The organism is Enterobacter sp. 302C9 (genome assembly GCF_034106085.1).
Taxonomy (GTDB): Bacteria; Pseudomonadota; Gammaproteobacteria; order Enterobacterales; family Enterobacteriaceae; genus Enterobacter; species Enterobacter asburiae_B.
The window spans coordinates 24,358-41,610 of the sequence record NZ_JAWNBW010000008.1 but is presented as its reverse complement, the minus strand read 5'-3'; the positions used below and the strand labels follow the sequence as shown (position 1 = coordinate 41,610).

The 17,253-nt window shown below is 57.8% G+C and carries 13 protein-coding genes and 1 pseudogene; 8 read left to right on the top strand and 6 right to left on the bottom strand.

The features are described from left to right. Positions 1 to 29: 29 nt before the first annotated feature. The gene (gene rsmJ, locus UR289_RS15440; RefSeq protein WP_033146861.1) at positions 30 to 782 is read right to left on the bottom strand and encodes a 16S rRNA (guanine(1516)-N(2))-methyltransferase RsmJ; all 753 of its coding nucleotides are present in this window, start codon (positions 780 to 782) and stop codon (positions 30 to 32) included. Positions 783 to 789: 7 nt separating this feature from the next. Then, positions 790 to 2,832, bottom strand: coding sequence for an oligopeptidase A (gene prlC, locus UR289_RS15435; protein WP_064673676.1), 2,043 nt, complete (start codon positions 2,830 to 2,832; stop codon positions 790 to 792). Between the two features lie 214 nt (positions 2,833 to 3,046). Between prlC and UR289_RS15430 the strand changes: the two genes are divergently transcribed. The 3 genes from UR289_RS15430 to UR289_RS15420 all read left to right on the top strand — a co-directional run bounded on the left by UR289_RS15430 (position 3,047) and on the right by UR289_RS15420 (position 7,145). Then, positions 3,047 to 3,889 (top strand): 23S rRNA (adenine(2030)-N(6))-methyltransferase RlmJ, encoded by an 843-nt coding sequence (locus tag UR289_RS15430; protein ID WP_032640380.1) that lies wholly within the window; start codon positions 3,047 to 3,049, stop codon positions 3,887 to 3,889. Between the two features lie 71 nt (positions 3,890 to 3,960). Continuing rightward, on the top strand, positions 3,961 to 5,313 hold the full coding sequence (gene gorA / locus UR289_RS15425) for a glutathione-disulfide reductase (protein ID WP_029740254.1): 1,353 nt from the start codon (positions 3,961 to 3,963) through the stop codon (positions 5,311 to 5,313). Positions 5,314 to 5,495: 182 nt separating this feature from the next. Then, positions 5,496 to 7,145: an alpha,alpha-trehalase gene (locus tag UR289_RS15420; RefSeq protein ID WP_033146864.1), complete on the top strand. Its 1,650-nt coding sequence runs from the start codon at positions 5,496 to 5,498 to the stop codon at positions 7,143 to 7,145. 127 nt (positions 7,146 to 7,272) lie between these two features. Here the strand turns inward: UR289_RS15420 and UR289_RS15415 are convergent, their stop codons facing one another. Beyond that, the gene (locus tag UR289_RS15415) at positions 7,273 to 8,862 is read right to left on the bottom strand and encodes an STY4199 family HEPN domain-containing protein (protein ID WP_032662140.1); all 1,590 of its coding nucleotides are present in this window, start codon (positions 8,860 to 8,862) and stop codon (positions 7,273 to 7,275) included. A 148-nt stretch (positions 8,863 to 9,010) separates the two neighbouring features. On the opposite strand from UR289_RS15415, the gene UR289_RS15410 reads away from it, so the two are divergent. Both UR289_RS15410 and UR289_RS15405 read left to right on the top strand, forming a co-directional pair. Then, complete coding sequence (locus UR289_RS15410; protein WP_320710809.1) at positions 9,011 to 9,550, top strand: GNAT family protein; 540 nt, start codon at positions 9,011 to 9,013, stop codon at positions 9,548 to 9,550. A 71-nt stretch (positions 9,551 to 9,621) separates the two neighbouring features. Continuing rightward, positions 9,622 to 9,720, top strand: a pseudogene (locus tag UR289_RS15405) (lysozyme); the annotation flags it as partial. A 97-nt stretch (positions 9,721 to 9,817) separates the two neighbouring features. Here the strand turns inward: UR289_RS15405 and UR289_RS15400 are convergent. After that, positions 9,818 to 10,576: an SDR family NAD(P)-dependent oxidoreductase gene (locus tag UR289_RS15400; RefSeq protein WP_094934859.1), complete on the bottom strand. Its 759-nt coding sequence runs from the start codon at positions 10,574 to 10,576 to the stop codon at positions 9,818 to 9,820. Positions 10,577 to 10,695: 119 nt separating this feature from the next. Between UR289_RS15400 and UR289_RS15395 the strand changes: the two genes are divergently transcribed. The 3 genes from UR289_RS15395 (at position 10,696) to UR289_RS15385 (ending at position 14,256) form a co-directional block, all read left to right on the top strand. Further along, the gene (locus UR289_RS15395) at positions 10,696 to 11,595 is read left to right on the top strand and encodes a LysR family transcriptional regulator (RefSeq protein WP_045404754.1); all 900 of its coding nucleotides are present in this window, start codon (positions 10,696 to 10,698) and stop codon (positions 11,593 to 11,595) included. A gap of 55 nt (positions 11,596 to 11,650) precedes the next feature. After that, the gene (gene yhjD, locus UR289_RS15390) at positions 11,651 to 12,673 is read left to right on the top strand and encodes an inner membrane protein YhjD (protein ID WP_414146682.1); all 1,023 of its coding nucleotides are present in this window, start codon (positions 11,651 to 11,653) and stop codon (positions 12,671 to 12,673) included. Between the two features lie 260 nt (positions 12,674 to 12,933). Further along, positions 12,934 to 14,256, top strand: coding sequence for an MFS transporter (locus tag UR289_RS15385; RefSeq protein WP_023309582.1), 1,323 nt, complete (start codon positions 12,934 to 12,936; stop codon positions 14,254 to 14,256). A gap of 41 nt (positions 14,257 to 14,297) precedes the next feature. Here the strand turns inward: UR289_RS15385 and UR289_RS15380 are convergent, their stop codons facing one another. Beyond that, entirely contained in the window at positions 14,298 to 16,340 is a 2,043-nt protein-coding gene (locus UR289_RS15380) for an AsmA family protein (protein ID WP_320710803.1), read from the bottom strand. Between the two features lie 65 nt (positions 16,341 to 16,405). Beyond that, the gene (gene pdeH / locus UR289_RS15375) at positions 16,406 to 17,179 is read right to left on the bottom strand and encodes a cyclic-guanylate-specific phosphodiesterase (RefSeq protein WP_039263033.1); all 774 of its coding nucleotides are present in this window, start codon (positions 17,177 to 17,179) and stop codon (positions 16,406 to 16,408) included. Between the last annotated feature and the right edge of the window lie 74 nt (positions 17,180 to 17,253).

Genomic DNA, 17,253 nt, shown 5'->3' with positions numbered 1-17,253 from the left:
GGTAAGGCGAAGCCGCCACCCGGCTTTTTTTATTCCGGCGTACCCGGATAAATATCAAACCGGTGCCCTTTGGTGGTCACCGCGTTAGTGGTCGCAACGTCCGCCAGCGGCGGCGCATAGTCCGGGCGCTTTACCACCACCCGCTTCGTGGCAAGCTGACGAGCCGGCTCCAGCAGGCCATCGGCATCCAAATCCGGCCCCACCAGCGACTGAAACACCCGCATCTCTTTCTTCACCAGCGCGCTTTTCTGCTTATGCGGGAACATAGGGTCGAGATAGACCACCTGCGGGCGCGGGGTGATGTCCGTTAATGCCGTCAGGCTGGAGGCGTGGATCAGCTGCAAACGATCCTGCAGCCAGGGGCCGATTTCCGGGTCCGCGTAGCCTCGCGCCAGCCCGTCGTCGAGCAGCGCAGCGACGACCGGATTACGCTCCAGCATCCGCACGCGGCAGCCGACAGACGCCAGCACAAACGCATCGCGCCCCAGCCCCGCCGTGGCATCGACCACGTCCGGAAGGTAGCTCCCTTTAATGCCGACCGCTTTGGCCACCGCTTCGCCGCGACCGCCGCCGAACTTGCGCCGGTGCGCCATCGCGCCGCCGACAAAATCGACGAAAATCCCGCCGAGCTTCGGTTCGTCGCGCTTGCGTAATTCGAGATGTTCCGGCGTCATCACCAGCGCCATCAGGTTTTCTTCATCGTGCTCCAGCCCCCAGCGGGCCGCCAGAACAGATAAGGCGCCGTCTCCGGCGCCTGTTTCATCTACTAAGCAGATCTTCACGTAACAATCAGCCTTTGATCCCGTAATGCTCAAGCATCGCGTCCAGCTGCGGCTCGCGTCCGCGGAAGCGTTTGAACAGCACCATTGGCTCTTCAGACCCGCCGCGGGTCAGGATGTTATCGAGGAACGACTGGCCGGTTTCGCGGTTGAAGATCCCCTCTTCTTCGAAGCGGGAGAAGGCATCTGCCGCCAGCACGTCGGCCCACAGGTAGCTGTAGTAGCCCGCCGCGTAGCCGCCGGCGAAGATATGGCTGAAGGCATGCGGGAAGCGGCCCCAGGTTGGCCCTGGAATAACGGCAACCTGCTTTTTAATCTCGGCCAGGGTCTCAAGGATTTTCGCACCCTGCTCCGGGCTAAACTCGGCGTGAAGGCGGAAATCGAACAGGCCGAACTCCAGCTGGCGCAGAATGAACATCGCCGCCTGGTAGTTTTTCGCCGCCAGCATTTTATCCAGCAGCTCTTTCGGCAGCGGTTCGCCGGTCTCGTAGTGGCCGGAGATAAACGCCAGCGCGTCCGGCTCCCAGCACCAGTTTTCCATAAACTGGCTTGGCAGCTCGACCGCATCCCACGGCACGCCGCTGATACCGGCTACGCCTGCGGTTTCGATACGGGTCAGCATGTGGTGCAGACCATGACCGAACTCGTGGAAAAGGGTGATCACTTCGTCGTGGGTGAACAGCGCCGGTTTGCCGCTTACCGGACGGTTGAAGTTACAGGTCAGGTAGGCGACCGGTTTTTGCAGGGAACCGTCGGCTTTACGCATCTGGCCTACGCAGTCGTCCATCCACGCCCCGCCGCGCTTGTTCTCACGCGCGTAGAGATCGAGGTAGAAGCTGCCGCGCAGCTCGTTTTTCTCGTCATACAGCTCGAAGAAGCGCACGTCCGGGTGCCAGACGTCGATATCGGTACGCTCTTTGGCGGTGATGCCATAGATGCGTTTTACCACTTCGAACAGGCCGTTAACGGCTTTGTTTTCCGGGAAGTACGGGCGCAGCTGCTCGTCGCTGATGCTGTAGAGATGCTGCTTCTGTTTTTCGCTGTAGTACGCGATATCCCACGGCTGCAGCTCGTCCACGCCGAACTCGGCTTTCGCGAAGGCGCGCAGCTGGGCCAGCTCTTTCTCACCCTGCGGACGGGCGCGTTTCGCCAGATCGGTCAGGAAGTCGAGCACCTGCTGCGGGTTCTCCGCCATTTTGGTGGCGAGGGATTTATCCGCGTAGTTTTCGAAGCCCAGCAGCTGCGCCAGCTCGTGACGCAGGGCGAGGATTTCCGCCATTACCGGGCTGTTGTCCCACTTACCGGCATTCGGCCCCTGATCGGAGGCGCGGGTGCTGTACGCGCGGTACATCTCTTCGCGCAGGGCCTGGTTGTCGCAGTAGGTCATCACCGGCAGATAGCTCGGGATATCCAGCGTCAACAGGAAGCCTTCCTGCTCTTTCGCTTCGGCCTGGGCTTTTGCCGCCGCCAGCGCGCTTTCCGGCATACCGGCCAGCTCAGCTTCGTCGGTAATCAGCTTCGTCCAGCCCATGGTGGCGTCGAGCACGTTGTTGCTGTACTGGTTGCCCAGTTCGGACAGACGCGCGGCAATTTCGCCGTAGCGGGTCTGCTTCTCTTTTGGCAGGCCAATCCCGGACAGCTCAAAATCACGCAGGGCGTTATCGACCGATTTTTTCTGCGCCGTGTTCAGTTCGGCATAGTGGTCGCCGTCGCGCAGGTCGCGGTAGGCTTTGTACAGCCCTTCGTGCTGCCCGACCCAGGTGCTGTACTCAGAGAGCAACGGCAGGGTCTGCTCGTAGGCTTCGCGCAGTTCCGGGCTGTTTTTTACCGAGTTCAGGTGGCTCACCGGGGAGAAGATACGCCCCAGCACGTCGTCCACTTCGGCCAGCGGCTGACACAGATTTTCCCAGGTGTACGGCGCGCCCTGCGCTACCACGCTTTCTACCGCCGCGCGGCAGTTGTCCAGCGATTGCGTAACGGCTGGAACAACATGCTCAGGGAGGATTTTAGAAAACGGCGGCAACGAAAAAGGCGTCAGTAATGGATTGGTCATAAACGCTGTCCTGTTGAAATAGGTGAATGAAGCGCGCATCCGGCGCTGTGCATATGAGATCTAGAATGGGGTTAAGTGTAGAGGATTTCAATGCCGGACGTTGCGCTTTCGCGGCGGTGGAAACTTTTCTGTATACTGTGGCGATACGCTCTATTTTTGCCCGATGGCGTTACGCTTATCGGGCCTACGTTTACTACCTGGAACACATTCATCCATGCTCAGTTATCGCCACAGCTTCCACGCAGGCAACCACGCCGACGTCCTTAAACACACCGTTCAGAGCCTGATCATCGAATCGCTCAAAGAGAAAGAGAAGCCGTTTCTCTATCTGGACACGCACGCGGGCGCGGGCCGTTATCAGCTGAGCGGCGAGCATGCCGAGCGTACCGGTGAATATCTGGAAGGGATTGCCCGCATCTGGCAGCAGGACGACCTGCCTGCCGAGCTGGAGCCTTACATCGGCGTGGTGAATCACTTCAACCGCAACGGCCAGCTGCGCTACTACCCTGGCTCACCGCTGATTGCACGCCAGCTGCTGCGCGAGCAGGACAGCCTCCAGTTGACCGAGCTGCATCCGAGCGACTTCCCGCTGCTGCGTTCCGAATTCCAGAAAGATAGCCGCGCCCGCGTGGAAAAAGCCGACGGTTACCAGCAGCTGAAGGCCAAACTGCCGCCGGTTTCCCGTCGTGGCCTGGTGCTGATCGACCCGCCGTACGAAATCAAAACCGACTATCAGGCGGTGGTAACCGGCATCCACGAAGGCTACAAACGCTTTGCTACCGGCACCTATGCCCTGTGGTACCCGGTGGTGCTGCGCGCGCAGATCAAACGCATGATCAAAGACCTGGAAGCGACCGGCATCCGCAAGATCCTGCAGATCGAGCTGGCGGTACGCCCTGACAGCGATCAGCGCGGCATGACCGCCTCCGGCATGATTGTGATCAACCCGCCGTGGAAGCTCGAAGCGCAGATGAACAACGTGCTGCCGTGGCTGCATAAAACGCTGGTCCCCGCCGGTACAGGCCACGCCACCGTCAGTTGGATCGTGCCGGAGTAATCGCAGTCATCGGTGGAAACTATTGATTTCAGGTATACAATCGCGGCAATTCACGATTAAGGACAAAAGCAATGACTAAGCATTATGACTACATCGCAATCGGCGGCGGCAGCGGCGGCATCGCCTCCATCAACCGTGCGGCCATGTACGGCCAGAAGTGCGCGCTGATTGAAGCCAAAGCGCTGGGCGGCACCTGCGTGAACGTGGGTTGTGTACCGAAGAAAGTGATGTGGCATGCGGCGCAGATCCGTGAAGCTATCCATATGTATGGCCCGGACTACGGCTTTGACACCACCATCAACCGCTTCGACTGGGACAAACTGATCGCCAGCCGTACCGCCTACATCGACCGCATTCACACCTCGTACGACAACGTGCTGGGTAAAAATAACGTCGATGTTATCCACGGTTTCGCCCGCTTTGTGGACGCGAAAACGATCGAAGTGAACGGCGAGACGATCACCGCCGATCGCATCCTGATCGCCACCGGCGGTCGTCCGAGCCACCCGAACATCCCGGGCGTGGAATACGGCATCGACTCCGACGGTTTCTTCGAGCTGCCTGCCCTGCCAAAACGCGTTGCCGTTGTTGGCGCGGGCTATATCGCGGTGGAACTGGCTGGCGTGATTAACGGCCTGGGCGCGGAAGCGCACCTGTTCGTACGTAAACACGCGCCGCTGCGCAGCTTTGACCCGCTGATTGTCGATACGCTGGTTGAAGTGATGAACACCGAAGGCCCGACCCTGCACACCAACGCCGTGCCAAAAGCGGTGGTGAAAAACGCGGACGGCAGCCTGACGCTTGAGCTGGAAGATGGCCGCAGCCAGACCGTCGATTGCCTGATCTGGGCGATTGGCCGTGAACCTGCGAACGATAACTTCAACCTGGGCGTGACGGGCGTGAAAACCGACGAAAAAGGCTATATCGTCGTCGATAAATTCCAGAACACCAGCGTACCGGGCATTTATGCGGTCGGCGACAACACCGGCGCGGTTGAGCTGACGCCGGTCGCCGTTGCGGCGGGTCGTCGTCTCTCCGAGCGCCTGTTCAACAACAAGCCGGACGAGCATCTGGACTACAGCAACATCCCGACCGTGGTCTTCAGCCACCCGCCAATCGGCACCGTCGGCTTAACCGAGCCGCAGGCGCGTGAGCAGTACGGCGACGACCAGGTGAAAGTGTATAAATCGGCGTTTACCGCCATGTACACCGCTGTCACCTCTCACCGTCAGCCGTGCCGCATGAAGCTGGTCTGCGTGGGCCCGGAAGAGAAGATTGTCGGTATCCACGGCATCGGTTTCGGCATGGACGAGATCCTGCAGGGCTTCGCCGTGGCGCTGAAGATGGGCGCAACCAAGAAAGACTTCGACAACACGGTGGCCATCCACCCGACGGCCGCGGAAGAGTTTGTGACCATGCGTTAATCCTGATGCCCCTCTCCGGAGGGGCATTTTTTTTAACATTCATAAATCGTTGCAAAACGAATGCTCCGAAAATAGTGATCTACCGCACATATCCCTCCCCATCTACCGAAGCGAATGTCTACGCTTATAAGACGCCCGGATAAACCTGTCTTTTGAACACACAACCGGAGGTCCCTATCACCATGTTCAACCAGAAACTACAGGCTACCGAGAACATCGAGTTCGAGATTGCAGAAGAGCTGCGCTACGAGACCGATCCCTGCGAGTTGAAACTGGATGAAATGATTGAGGCGGAGCCGGAACCCGAAATGATCGAGGGGCTACCCGCCTCCGATGCGTTGACGCCCGCAGACCGCTATCTTGAACTGTTCGAGCATGTGCAGTCGACGCGGCTGTTTGCGGACAGTAAAACCTTCCCCGACTGCGCGCCGAAGATGGATCCGCTGGATATCCTGATCCGCTACCGCAAGGTCAGACGCCACCGGGATTTCGACCTGCGCCAGTTTGTGGAGAACCACTTCTGGATGCCGGAAACGTACGGCACAGAATATGTCTCCGACCCGGGACTCTCCCTGAAAGAGCACATTGATAACCTGTGGCCGGTGCTGACGCGCGAGCCGCAGGATCATATTCCCTGGTCTTCCCTGCTGGCCCTGCCCCAGGCCTATATCGTCCCCGGCGGGCGATTCAGCGAGACCTACTACTGGGATTCCTATTTCTCCATGCTGGGGCTGGCGGAGAGCGGCCGTAACGATCTGCTCAAATGTATGGCGGACAACTTCGCCTGGCTGATTGAACGCTATGGGCATATCCCCAACGGCAACCGCACCTATTACCTCAGCCGCTCGCAGCCGCCGGTCTTTGCCCTGATGGTGGAGCTGTTCGAGGAGGACGGCGTGCGCGGTGCGAAACGCTATCTGGACCACCTCAAAATGGAGTACGCCTTCTGGATGGACGGCGCGGAGTCGCTGCTGCTTAACCAGGCTTACCGCAGCGCCGTGCGTATGCCGGACGGTTCACTGCTCAACCGCTACTGGGACGACCGTGATACCCCGCGCGACGAATCGTGGATCGAGGACGTTGAAACCGCGCGCCACTCGGGTCGCCCGCCCAATGAGGTGTATCGCGATCTGCGCGCGGGGGCGGCGTCCGGCTGGGATTACTCGTCCCGCTGGCTGCGCGATCCGTCGCGGCTCGCCAGCATCCGCACGACGCAGTTTATTCCCATCGATCTGAACGCCTTCCTGTTCAAGCTGGAAAGCGCTATCGCCAACATCTCCGCGTCGAAAGGGGATAAAGAGACGGCAGAGGCGTTCCGCCAGAAAGCCAACGATCGCCGCGCGGCGGTAAACCGCTATCTGTGGGATGAGGAGAGCGGCTGCTACCGCGATTACGACTGGCGACGCGAAGAGCTGGCGCTGTTTTCTGCCGCCAGCATTGTGCCGCTATATGTTGGAATGGCGACGCACGAGCAGGCAGAACGTTTGTCGGATGCGGTCAAGGCGCGTCTGCTGACGCCGGGCGGAATTCTGGCGACCGAGTACGAAACCGGCGAGCAGTGGGATAAACCCAACGGCTGGGCGCCGCTGCAGTGGATGGCGATTCAGGGGTTCAAGCAGTACGGCAACGACTCGCTGGGCGATGAGATCGCCTGGAGCTGGCTGCATACGGTGAACCATTTTTATAAGACGCATCACAAGCTGATTGAGAAGTACCACATCGCCAGCAGCACGCCGCGCGAAGGCGGCGGGGGTGAGTATCCGCTGCAGGACGGTTTTGGCTGGACGAACGGCGTGGTGCGGCGGCTGATTGGGTTGTATGGGGAGCCTTAAGCGGGGTGCGGTCTGGTGCCCTCACCCCTCACCCTAACCCTCTCCCCAGAGGGGAGAGTGGACTGCACGGTGCGCTCTTCATCTCCCTCGCCCCTATGGGGAGAGGGCTGGGGTGAGGGGAAAAATTTTAGCGAATCACCTCATAAATGGCAGTCTGAATAGACTGCCATTTTTTCGTGGTGGCATCCGGCTGCGACTGCGCGCGCCGTGTGGCCATGTCGAGATCGTGCTGCTGGCGTTTCACCACGGCAGGCACGGTGCAGAACGCTTTGAGATACTCTTTACGAACCGAGGTCAGAGACTCGCCGTTCGACATGGCGTGGCTGAGCGTGTTGATGAAGCGACGGCACGGCTTCTCTTCCACCATGTTCTGGCGGTAGCGTAACATCAGCTCCAGCACATCGTCATAGCCTGCCGACATCGCCTCTTCGGTCCAGGACAGCTTCCAGTCCATACCGCCCTGCAAAAATAGCAGGGTTACGCGGGTATCGTTGCGGTTAATGGCCGAGCGGAAATTATTCTCGTCCCAGGTGACCCCCATGCGCGTGAGCGTTTCGCGCGAAGAAGGCGTCTCGCGCATTTCCTGCGGAGGAGCCGCTTCAGCCGCGCTGGCGGTTGCAGGCTGCGGTTTGCTGCTGGTCACCAGCCAGAAGCCACCCGCCACGATGGCAATCACCATGACGCCAACCGCCCCCCATAGCGCACCGGAAATGAGCTGCTCGCGTTGTTCAGGGGTACGCGGCGCGCGCTGGGTCGGCTTTTCAATGGTGTCACGGACTTCAAACAGATCCCCACCGGTGACCCGATCCATTTTCTGCGCCTTTTCCCAGAAGGTATGCAATTCGCTGGCATCTACCGCCATGAATCCGGCCGGATTGACGCGCGTTCTCCCCTCTTCAAACGCGCGCTGAACGGGCCGCGCGATCTGCGCGTAGTAGTTATCCAGCAGCTGGATTTGCGCCGAGCTTAACGTTTTCTGAACGGTGATGCTGTTGCGGATTTGCCGAATGTCATCGAGGAAAGTTTGCAGCGTTTTGCGCGGTTCAACCAGCAGCGTCAGCATGGACGGGTCGCTGAACAGCGAAGCGTAATAGCGGCTGAACTCTTTTTTATCCACCAGCATCTGCGCCAGTTCACTGAACATCATGCCGCTGAGGACATCATTGATCTCGCCAAGCTTCAGCCAGCGCCGCACGCGGTCAGCGTTAAACAGGGTCTTAAGATGGTTGTTCAGCCGTACCTGATCGGGCCAGGCCTGCTGGATGAGCCCTTTGATCATCAGCTCAATCGCGCGTACCTGCTTGTGCGCCTGCTGCTGCTGGAGTTCGCTTCCCGGTGCCAGGTCGGTGCTGTAGGTCAACAGCGGCTGCTGCAGGCGAAGATGTTCCAGCGCGGTCACAAACCGCATCGCCGCAATAAGCTGGTTTTCACTCACATCCTGTCCGCTTTCATACTGCGGAACGCGCTGCTGCAGCAGGCGCAGCTGGAGCGTAAATTCCGACATCTCGGCATCATTGAGGTTGAGTTTTTTCGCAACGGCTCCCCAGCCGCCCAGAGCTAATCGCGCGCTGTCGAGTTGTTCCAGAAACCAGCGTGGATCTTTTCCCTCAGAAGCATGTACATTCAGAAGGAGTAAAATTTCCACCGACGCATGGCGAATGACTGCCAGACAGTGTTCAAACTGTTCGCGAATATGATGTGATGTGCTGAGAGTCATTGTTTTCCTTAAGCGACAACGAAGACATCCGGAATGGGCACGAAACGCCCTTTATTCTTTTTATTTATACGCGGTTAACCATACCTGACTTTCTGTTGAAATAAAGTGACAACCCTAAAATGATTTAAAATGTTTCAGGAGAATCTGAATGCCGGTTTTAATTACCTCTCGCCTGACCTGTTCGCCCCTGCAGGAACAAGACTGGCCCTTTTTTCTGGCGCTACAGCAGCACCCGGACGTGATGCGCTTTGTGGCGGAAAACCGCCCCGTCGCGGCGATCCGCGAGGCGTTTGATTCGCGCCTGGCCCCATGGGCACCGGGCAGCGCGCACTGGCTTTGTCTCGTCGTGCGTGACATCGCCTCACCGGCCCCGCTGGGCGTTACCGGGTATATTCATCGGGAGGAAGACTGCGCCGAAGTGGGCTTCCTTTTCGCACCCGAGGCGCAGGGGAAAGGTTACGGCTTTGAATCTCTGAAAGCGCTTTGCGATTACGCTTTTCATCAGGGCGGTATACGGCGGCTCACCGCCACCGTCACCGCGGGAAATGTCGCGTCAAGACGCCTGCTGGAAAAAGCCCGCTTTCGCCTGGAAGGTGAATTACGCGAGAGCTATTACCTTGCGGGGCGCTGGCAAAATGACTGGCTATTTGGTTTATTACAGCAGGAATACCTGAATAATAATTCCTGACCAACCGCTTTTTAGCAGATATTTCCCGGACGTCGTTTCCTCTTCAGTGTCGCTATTAAGAGGAAACGAATATCAAACGTCATTCTCTGAAAATATTTTCTGCCGCCATTGCGTTAATAAATAAACATCAGGGTCTTTCTCTGGAGAAATATCGTGATGAAAAGGGGTTATCGGCTATGGCTGCCTGCGTTCTTTATCACTGTCAGTATGCAGACACATCCATACTAAGGGTTTCATTAAGGGGTTCCTTCCCCTTAAGCCCGTGCATCACAGGAACATACCGCCTGATACTTCAATACGTTGCGCATTCATCCAGCCCAATTTATCGCTGAGCAGTGCCGCAATGGCATCGCCAATATCGTCCGGCAGCCCCACCCGGCCCAGCGCCGTCTGCGAGGCCAGAAGCTGATTCAGCTCCGCGTTGTCGCGCACGCGTCCGCCGCCAAAGTCGGTTTCAATCGCGCCCGGCGCAATGATATTGACGGAAATTCCGCGCGCGCCCAGCTCTTTCGCCTGATAACGCGTCAGCACTTCCATCGCCCCCTTCATGGCCGCGTAGGTCCCAGAGCCCGGCTGGGTAAAACGGGCCAGCCCGCTTGAGACGTTGAGGATACGCCCCCCGTCGTTAAGCAGCGGCAGCAGGCGCTGGGTCAGGAAGAAAGGTCCTTTGAAATGAATGTTCAGCGCTTCATCAAACTGGGCTTCCGTCGTGTCGGCATAGGGCGCATATAAACCCGTTCCGGCATTGTTCAATAAATAGTCAAAGGTTTCGCGCTGCCAGGCGGTCTTAAGGGTTTCCTGAAGCTGTCGGGCAAAATGATCAAAACTCGTGATATCCCCGACGTTGAGCTGTAATGCCGCTGCGTTGACGCCTTTTTCCTGAATTTCATGCACAACATCCAGCGCTTCCTGCTGGCTACGATTGTATGTCAGGACAATTCCCGTTCCGTCTGCCGCCAGCTTTAACGCAGCGTTTTTACCCAGACCACGGCTACCACCCGTCACTAATGCGATACGTTCACTCATCATAAACCTCGTTTTGGCTGTTAAGGAGATTGAGAAAGAGCTTATTAGGTGATAGAAAATCAATAAAGATGGGTTAAAACGCTTCACTGTTTCAACAGAAACAACAATGAGCTTCCTCTATGGATAAAATTCACGCAATGCAGTTGTTCGTCCGCGTCGCGGAACTGGAGAGTTTTTCCCGCGCGGCCGAAACATTAACCCTGCCGAAAGGCAGCGTCTCGCGGCAAATTCAGGCCCTGGAAAACCGGCTTGGCACCCAGCTATTGCACCGCACCACGCGACGCGTCAGCCTGACGCAGGACGGCATGGTCTATTACGAACGGGCAAAAGATCTGCTGGCAAACCTTGATGAACTCGACGGTATGTTTCAGCACGATCCCTCCAGCATCAGCGGTCGGCTCCGCGTGGATATGCCCGTCGGCGTTGCTCGAAATTTAGTCATCCCCAAACTGCCTGCTTTTCTGCAGCACTATCCGGGCATTGAACTCGAGCTCAGCAGCAGCGATCGTCTGGTGGATGTGATCCGCGAAGGGTTTGATTGCGTGGTGCGCGTCGGCACATTGAAGGATTCAGGGCTGATTGCCCGTCCGCTGGGCAAGCTGTCGGTGATTAATTGCGCCAGCCCGGATTATCTGGCGCGATTTGGCTACCCGGAAACGCTCGACGATTTAGGCTCGCACGCCGTGATCCACTACGCCGCGATGCTGGGAACCCGCCCGCAGGGCTTTGAGTTTTATAACGGCAGTGCGACGCAGTGGATAAAAACGGGCGGGGTGTTAACCGTCAACAGCACGGAAACTTACCAGGCTGCCTGTCTCGCCGGGCTGGGCATTATTCAGGTTCCGCGGGTTGGGGTGCGTGATTTACTGCGCGCGAAGAAACTGATTGAGATCCTCCCGCAATACCGGGCCGAACCGATGCCTGTCTCCCTGATTTACCCCCACCGCCGCAACCTCTCCCGCCGGGTCCATCTGTTCATGGAGTGGCTTACTGAACTCACAAAAGCTTACGTGGACTAGCCGCAAGCTATAATTCAAAAACACATCCAGCTCAACGAAAAGGAAAATGCGCGTGATGCCGGAAAACAACCCGCAACGACCCACCCAACATTTAGAGTATGAGCCCGTCAAAAAGATGGAAACCGAGCCTGAAGCGCCCGCAACGCCGGGAACAGCCAGCAAAGCGCTGGGTACGGTTACCAGCATGGCAGAAAAGATCCAGCAGCTTCCCATGATTGCGCACCTGATACGCGCCACAGAACGGTTTAATGACCGCATGGGGAACCAGTTTGGTGCCGCCATCACCTATTTTTCCTTCCTGTCGATGATCCCAATCCTGATGGTGTCGTTTGCGGCAGCCGGTTTTGTGCTCGCGTCGCACCCGACGCTGCTGCAGGATATCTTCACTAAGATCCTGAATAACGTCAGTGACCCGACCCTTGCCAGCACGCTCAAAAGCACCATCAATACCGCCGTTCAGCAGCGTACCACCGTCGGCATCGTCGGTTTGCTGATTGCCCTTTACTCCGGCGTTAACTGGATGGGCAACCTGCGCGAGGCCATCCGCGCCCAGTCGCGCGACGTCTGGGAGCGTAAGCCGCAGGACCAGGAGAAAATCTGGGTGAAGTATCTCCGCGATTTTGTTTCGCTGATTGGCCTGCTCGTCGCGCTGATCGTGACGCTTTCCATTACCTCCGTGGCGGGCTCGGCGCAGCAGATGATCATCTCCGCGCTCTATCTTGATTACATCGAATGGCTCAAGCCCGCCTGGCGCGGCATTGGGCTGGCCATTTCTATCTTCGCCAACTACCTGCTGTTCTTCTGGATCTTCTGGCGCTTGCCCCGCCATCGTCCGCGCAAGAAGGCGCTGATCCGCGGCACGTTGATTGCGGCGATCGGCTTTGAGGTGATCAAAATCGTGATGACCTACACGCTGCCGTCGCTGGTGAAATCCCCTTCCGGCGCGGCGTTTGGCTCGGTGCTGGGACTGATGGCCTTCTTCTATTTCTTCGCCCGTCTGACGCTGTTCTGCGCGGCATGGATTGCCACCGCCGAGTACAAAGGCGACACGCGAATGCCCGGTAAAACGCACCGCTAGCCCCGCTCTCGGGCTGAAATTTCAGCCCGATTCATCATTTCAGCATATAAATCCAGTCCGTAACTTTTATTTAACTGAAAACCAGTTTAATTGACTGATATTTAAAATCTGTGAAGCATTTCATAGACGTGTTTTCGCTGGCCTGAAAATTATCCGCTTTTTGTTGCTTTTATCACCAGCTCGCGGTTTTGTTACAGATTGAAATGTCGCTTTTGCTGTGCGTAATATGGCCTTTCGTTCGACAAAAATAAGAAAATATTATGCAAGCAACAGCCACCACACTCGACTCAGGAACGGAAAACGTTCCGGTAAACTCGCGCAATAAAGTTGTCGTCGCCTCGCTGATTGGCACCGCCATTGAGTTCTTCGACTTTTATATTTATGCCACCGCCGCGGTCATCGTCTTCCCGCATATTTTCTTCCCTCAGGGCGATCCAACGGCGGCCACGCTGCAGTCTCTGGCGACCTTTGCCATCGCGTTTGTTGCGCGTCCGATTGGCTCTGCGCTGTTTGGACACTTTGGCGATCGCATTGGCCGAAAAGTCACCCTGGTGGCCTCGCTGCTGACGATGGGCATCTCCACCGTAGCCATCGGTCTGCTGCCGACCTATGAAACCATCGGCATTCTGGCGCCGGTCCTGCTGGCGCTGGCGCGTTTCGGTCAGGGTCTGGGGCTGGGCGGTGAATGGGGCGGCGCGGCGCTGCTGGCCACCGAGAACGCCCCGGCGCGCAAGCGCGCGCTGTACGGTTCATTCCCGCAGCTGGGCGCGCCGATTGGCTTCTTCTTTGCCAACGGGACGTTCCTGCTGCTCTCCTGGCTGCTGACGGATGAACAGTTCATGAGCTGGGGCTGGCGTCTCCCGTTTATCTTCTCAGCCGTGCTGGTGCTGATTGGCCTGTATGTGCGTGTTTCGCTGCATGAGACTCCTGTTTTTGCGAAAGTGGCCGCGGCGAACAAGCAGGTGAAAGTGCCGCTGGGTACGCTGCTGACCAAACACGTCCGCGTGACCGTGCTGGGCACGTTTATCATGCTGGCAACCTATACGCTGTTCTACATCATGACCGTCTACTCCATGACGTTCAGTACCGCCGCCGCGCCGGTTGGCCTGGGCCTGCCGCGTAACGAAGTGCTGTGGATGCTGATGATGGCGGTGATCGGGTTTGGCGTGATGGTACCGATTGCGGGCCTGCTGGCGGACAAATTTGGTCGTCGTGCGAGCATGATTACGATCACCACGCTGATTATTCTGTTCGCGCTGTTCGTCTTCCCGCCGCTGCTGGGTTCAGGTAGCCCGGCGCTGGTGATGGCCTATCTGCTGATTGGCCTGAGCCTGATGGGGCTGACCTTCGGCCCGATGGGCGCGCTGCTGCCTGAGCTGTTCCCGACGGAAGTGCGTTATACCGGCGCGTCGTTCTCCTACAACGTTGCCTCTATTCTGGGCGCGTCCGTTGCGCCGTATATCGCCACCTGGCTGCAGGCGAACTATGGTCTGTTCTATGTGGGCGTCTATCTGGCGGCCATGGCGGCGCTGACGCTGATTGCGCTGCTGCTGACGCACGAGACGAAGCACCAGGCTCTGTAATTCACTGCGGCCCTCTCCCACAGGGAGAGGGAGAAAGGGAGCTACTTCTTCATCTGCGACAAAATAGTCCGGCACTGATTGGCCTCGCCTTCTGACGGCGAAATCAACGCCAGCAGCGCTGCGGCCGGGGTGACCAGCGTCGCCAGGGCCGCAGCCACCGCACCGCGCGCAATCAGCGGTCCGGGCTTCACGCCCGCCTGCGGGTTTTTGAAGGTTCCGCGCACGTAAAGCGGCGAGCGCAGGGTGATGATACGAATCCCCTTACTTTCCGGGTCAATCGTCAAATCAAGCTGCTCCGAGGCCATTCTGGCGGTCCCGGTCACGTTAATCACCGCGTTTTCCGTGTCGAAGGCAAATATCTGCGGGCGCGCCACGCCGTTAACCAGATCCAGATTTGCCGCCGCGCAGTTCACCCGCACCTCGTCATCACCAAAAATTTGCCCGATGACGTAGTTACCGACGTTCAGCCCCAGGATCTCCATCAGGTTGCGGCTGACCAGCCCGTCGTTCATCAGCAGCTTCAGGTTACCATTGCCGCTGCCCAGCAGCGCCGCCACCGAGTTCCCCACGCCGCGAATGTCGGCATCACCGTTCATTTCACCGAGGGTTTTCTGCATCAGCTCTACGTTCGGCATAAGCTCTTTCAGCTTCAATCGACGCGCCTGGATCTCCGCCCGTCCCTGCATCGGCTTCTTATCGCCTTCCAGATGAATGTTCGAGGAAATTGTCCCGCCCGCCATGCCGAACTTCAGCGGCTGCAGGCGCAGGTCGGCATTTTTGAGGAGAATATGGGTCGAAAGATTGCTGATCGGCAGCGTACTGCCATGTTCAATTTTTCCGCCTTTGAAGCGCACATCCGCATCCATCACGTTCCATTTGTCTGTTTCGAAACGATCGTATGGCAGCACTTTGCCCGCAGGCTGAACATCCTTTTTGACCTCTTTCGACCTGGTACCTTTACCCGAGTCCACGCCAATCAGCGGACCAAGATCGGCCAGACGCAGCTGACGGGACTCAACATCCCCTTCCAGTTTCGGGCGCGGTTTTCCGGTGGTGTAGGTCAGCGCGCCGTGGATGTCGCTGTCGCCGATACGGCCGTTGAAGTCCCGGTAGTCAAAAACGGACGATTTTTCGGTATCGATTTTGGCGACCAGATGCCCGTCCGTTTCGAACGGCGGGGTATCCGGCAGCAGCACGCCGGTCAGTTCATACAGCTCGCCCAGCGAATCGCCGGCAAATTTAAGCTGAAGGTCGACGCCGCCCATATTCATCGGGTCGTTGACCGTGCCAACGAACGCCACGCGGGTGTTACCGGAACGGAAGTCCGCCTGCACCGGGAACGGCGTGCCTTCGCTCCGCAGCGCCAGCATGCCGCCTATTTTCCCTTTACCGCTGAGAGGCCGATCGTTGTAGCGTCCTTTTGCCGTCAGGCCGAAGACATAGTCGCCTACGCTTGCCGCGTCGCCTTTTGCTTTCGTGCCCGTTACCTCGCTAAACGGCAGCGGTTTGCCCAGCGGATCGACGAGGATCTCCACATCCGCCTTGCTGACCTTATCGTCGATGGCGATCCGCCCGCGATCGAAGAGAATATTGTCGAGACGGAACGACCAGGAAGAAGGCCGGGCATTCGGATCTTTTTCGCTGTCGCTGGCAAGGTTAAACGTCCAGTTGTTGTTTTTTTCTGAAAGTCGGATCAGACGCGCATCGGGCTGCTGAAGTTTGATCCACGGCAGATAGACCGTTTTGGTGAGGAGCGCCAGCGGAGCCAGCGTGGCCTCAACGCGCGGCAGGTGGATCATGGTGACGTCGGGGATATCCGGCGGGTTGCCGAGAATGATGTCGTCGGCATGGACGTGAGGCCAGGGGATCCAGCTTCGCCAGCCGGGCTCCTCTTTCTGACGCTCCCATACCACCCCTAAATCACCGCGTATGGCGAAGGGGCGGTTCAGTTCGGTTGAGACTTTCTGGTTGATGGTCGGCTTGAGACGGTTCCAGTCAAACGTCGCAATAATGATGGCGACGACCACGATCAACAACAAGAAAATCCCTGCTGTCCAGGAGATTACCCTGGTTGTTCTCGTCATTTTTATCCCCTTTCCTGATGACCTGTCCTGTAAAACTATAGTCCAGACAAAGGGAAGCGGGCTTATCAGAGGGTCGTTATCACGCTATCGAGGCGATCCATGGGTACCGGGCGGGAGAGATAATAGCCTTGCGCCGCCGCTGCGGGAGAGTTTTGCACATCACGCCACTCTTCCAGTGTTTCTACACCTTCAACAATCACGCCCTGGCAATAGCGGTTCATCAGCTGTAATAACAGCGTAAACAGATTCCGCCCTTCCGGGGTCTGACGCAGCATAATGAACAGGTCGCGGGCCACTTTGATGTAGTCGTAGCGCACCTCACTCAGGGCGGAGAAGTTCGCCATGCCGGTGCCAAAGTCATCCAGCCACAGCGGGCCGTATTCGCATATCGACGCAAACGAGGAATCCTGCGGCAGGCGGACATGCTCCACCAGCTCAAAGCGCATCCACGGCAGGGTGGCGATCAGCTCCTGCAATTTTGCGTTCTGACGCAGCGCCAGCAGGGTTGGACCATCGACGTTCACCGAGGCGAGGATATCGTGCCGTTCGAAAAAGGACTGCTTCGTCGCCAGCATGCGAAGCTGCTCTTCCAGCACGTCCAGACGCTGGCGAACGGCAACTTCGGCAAAATAGCGATCCGGCGCGATGCGCTGAGTAGGGTTTGAGGGATGCGTAACGACGGTCAAAATTTCAATTGCCATCAGTCGACCATCTGTTCGGTAGATCGGCTGATAGGTGTACGCACGCTCACATTGCAGCCAGTAGCGATGCTCCTGCAAGTTCTCAATACTTGCCTCAGGCGTAGTGCTCAGCCGCTGGATAACCTGCTCTGACTTCATTTCAGATGTCCTGTTGTTGGGATAGCCTTTCTGGACTCGTCACAGGATTATCGGCGCGACAATTGAGAACTTTA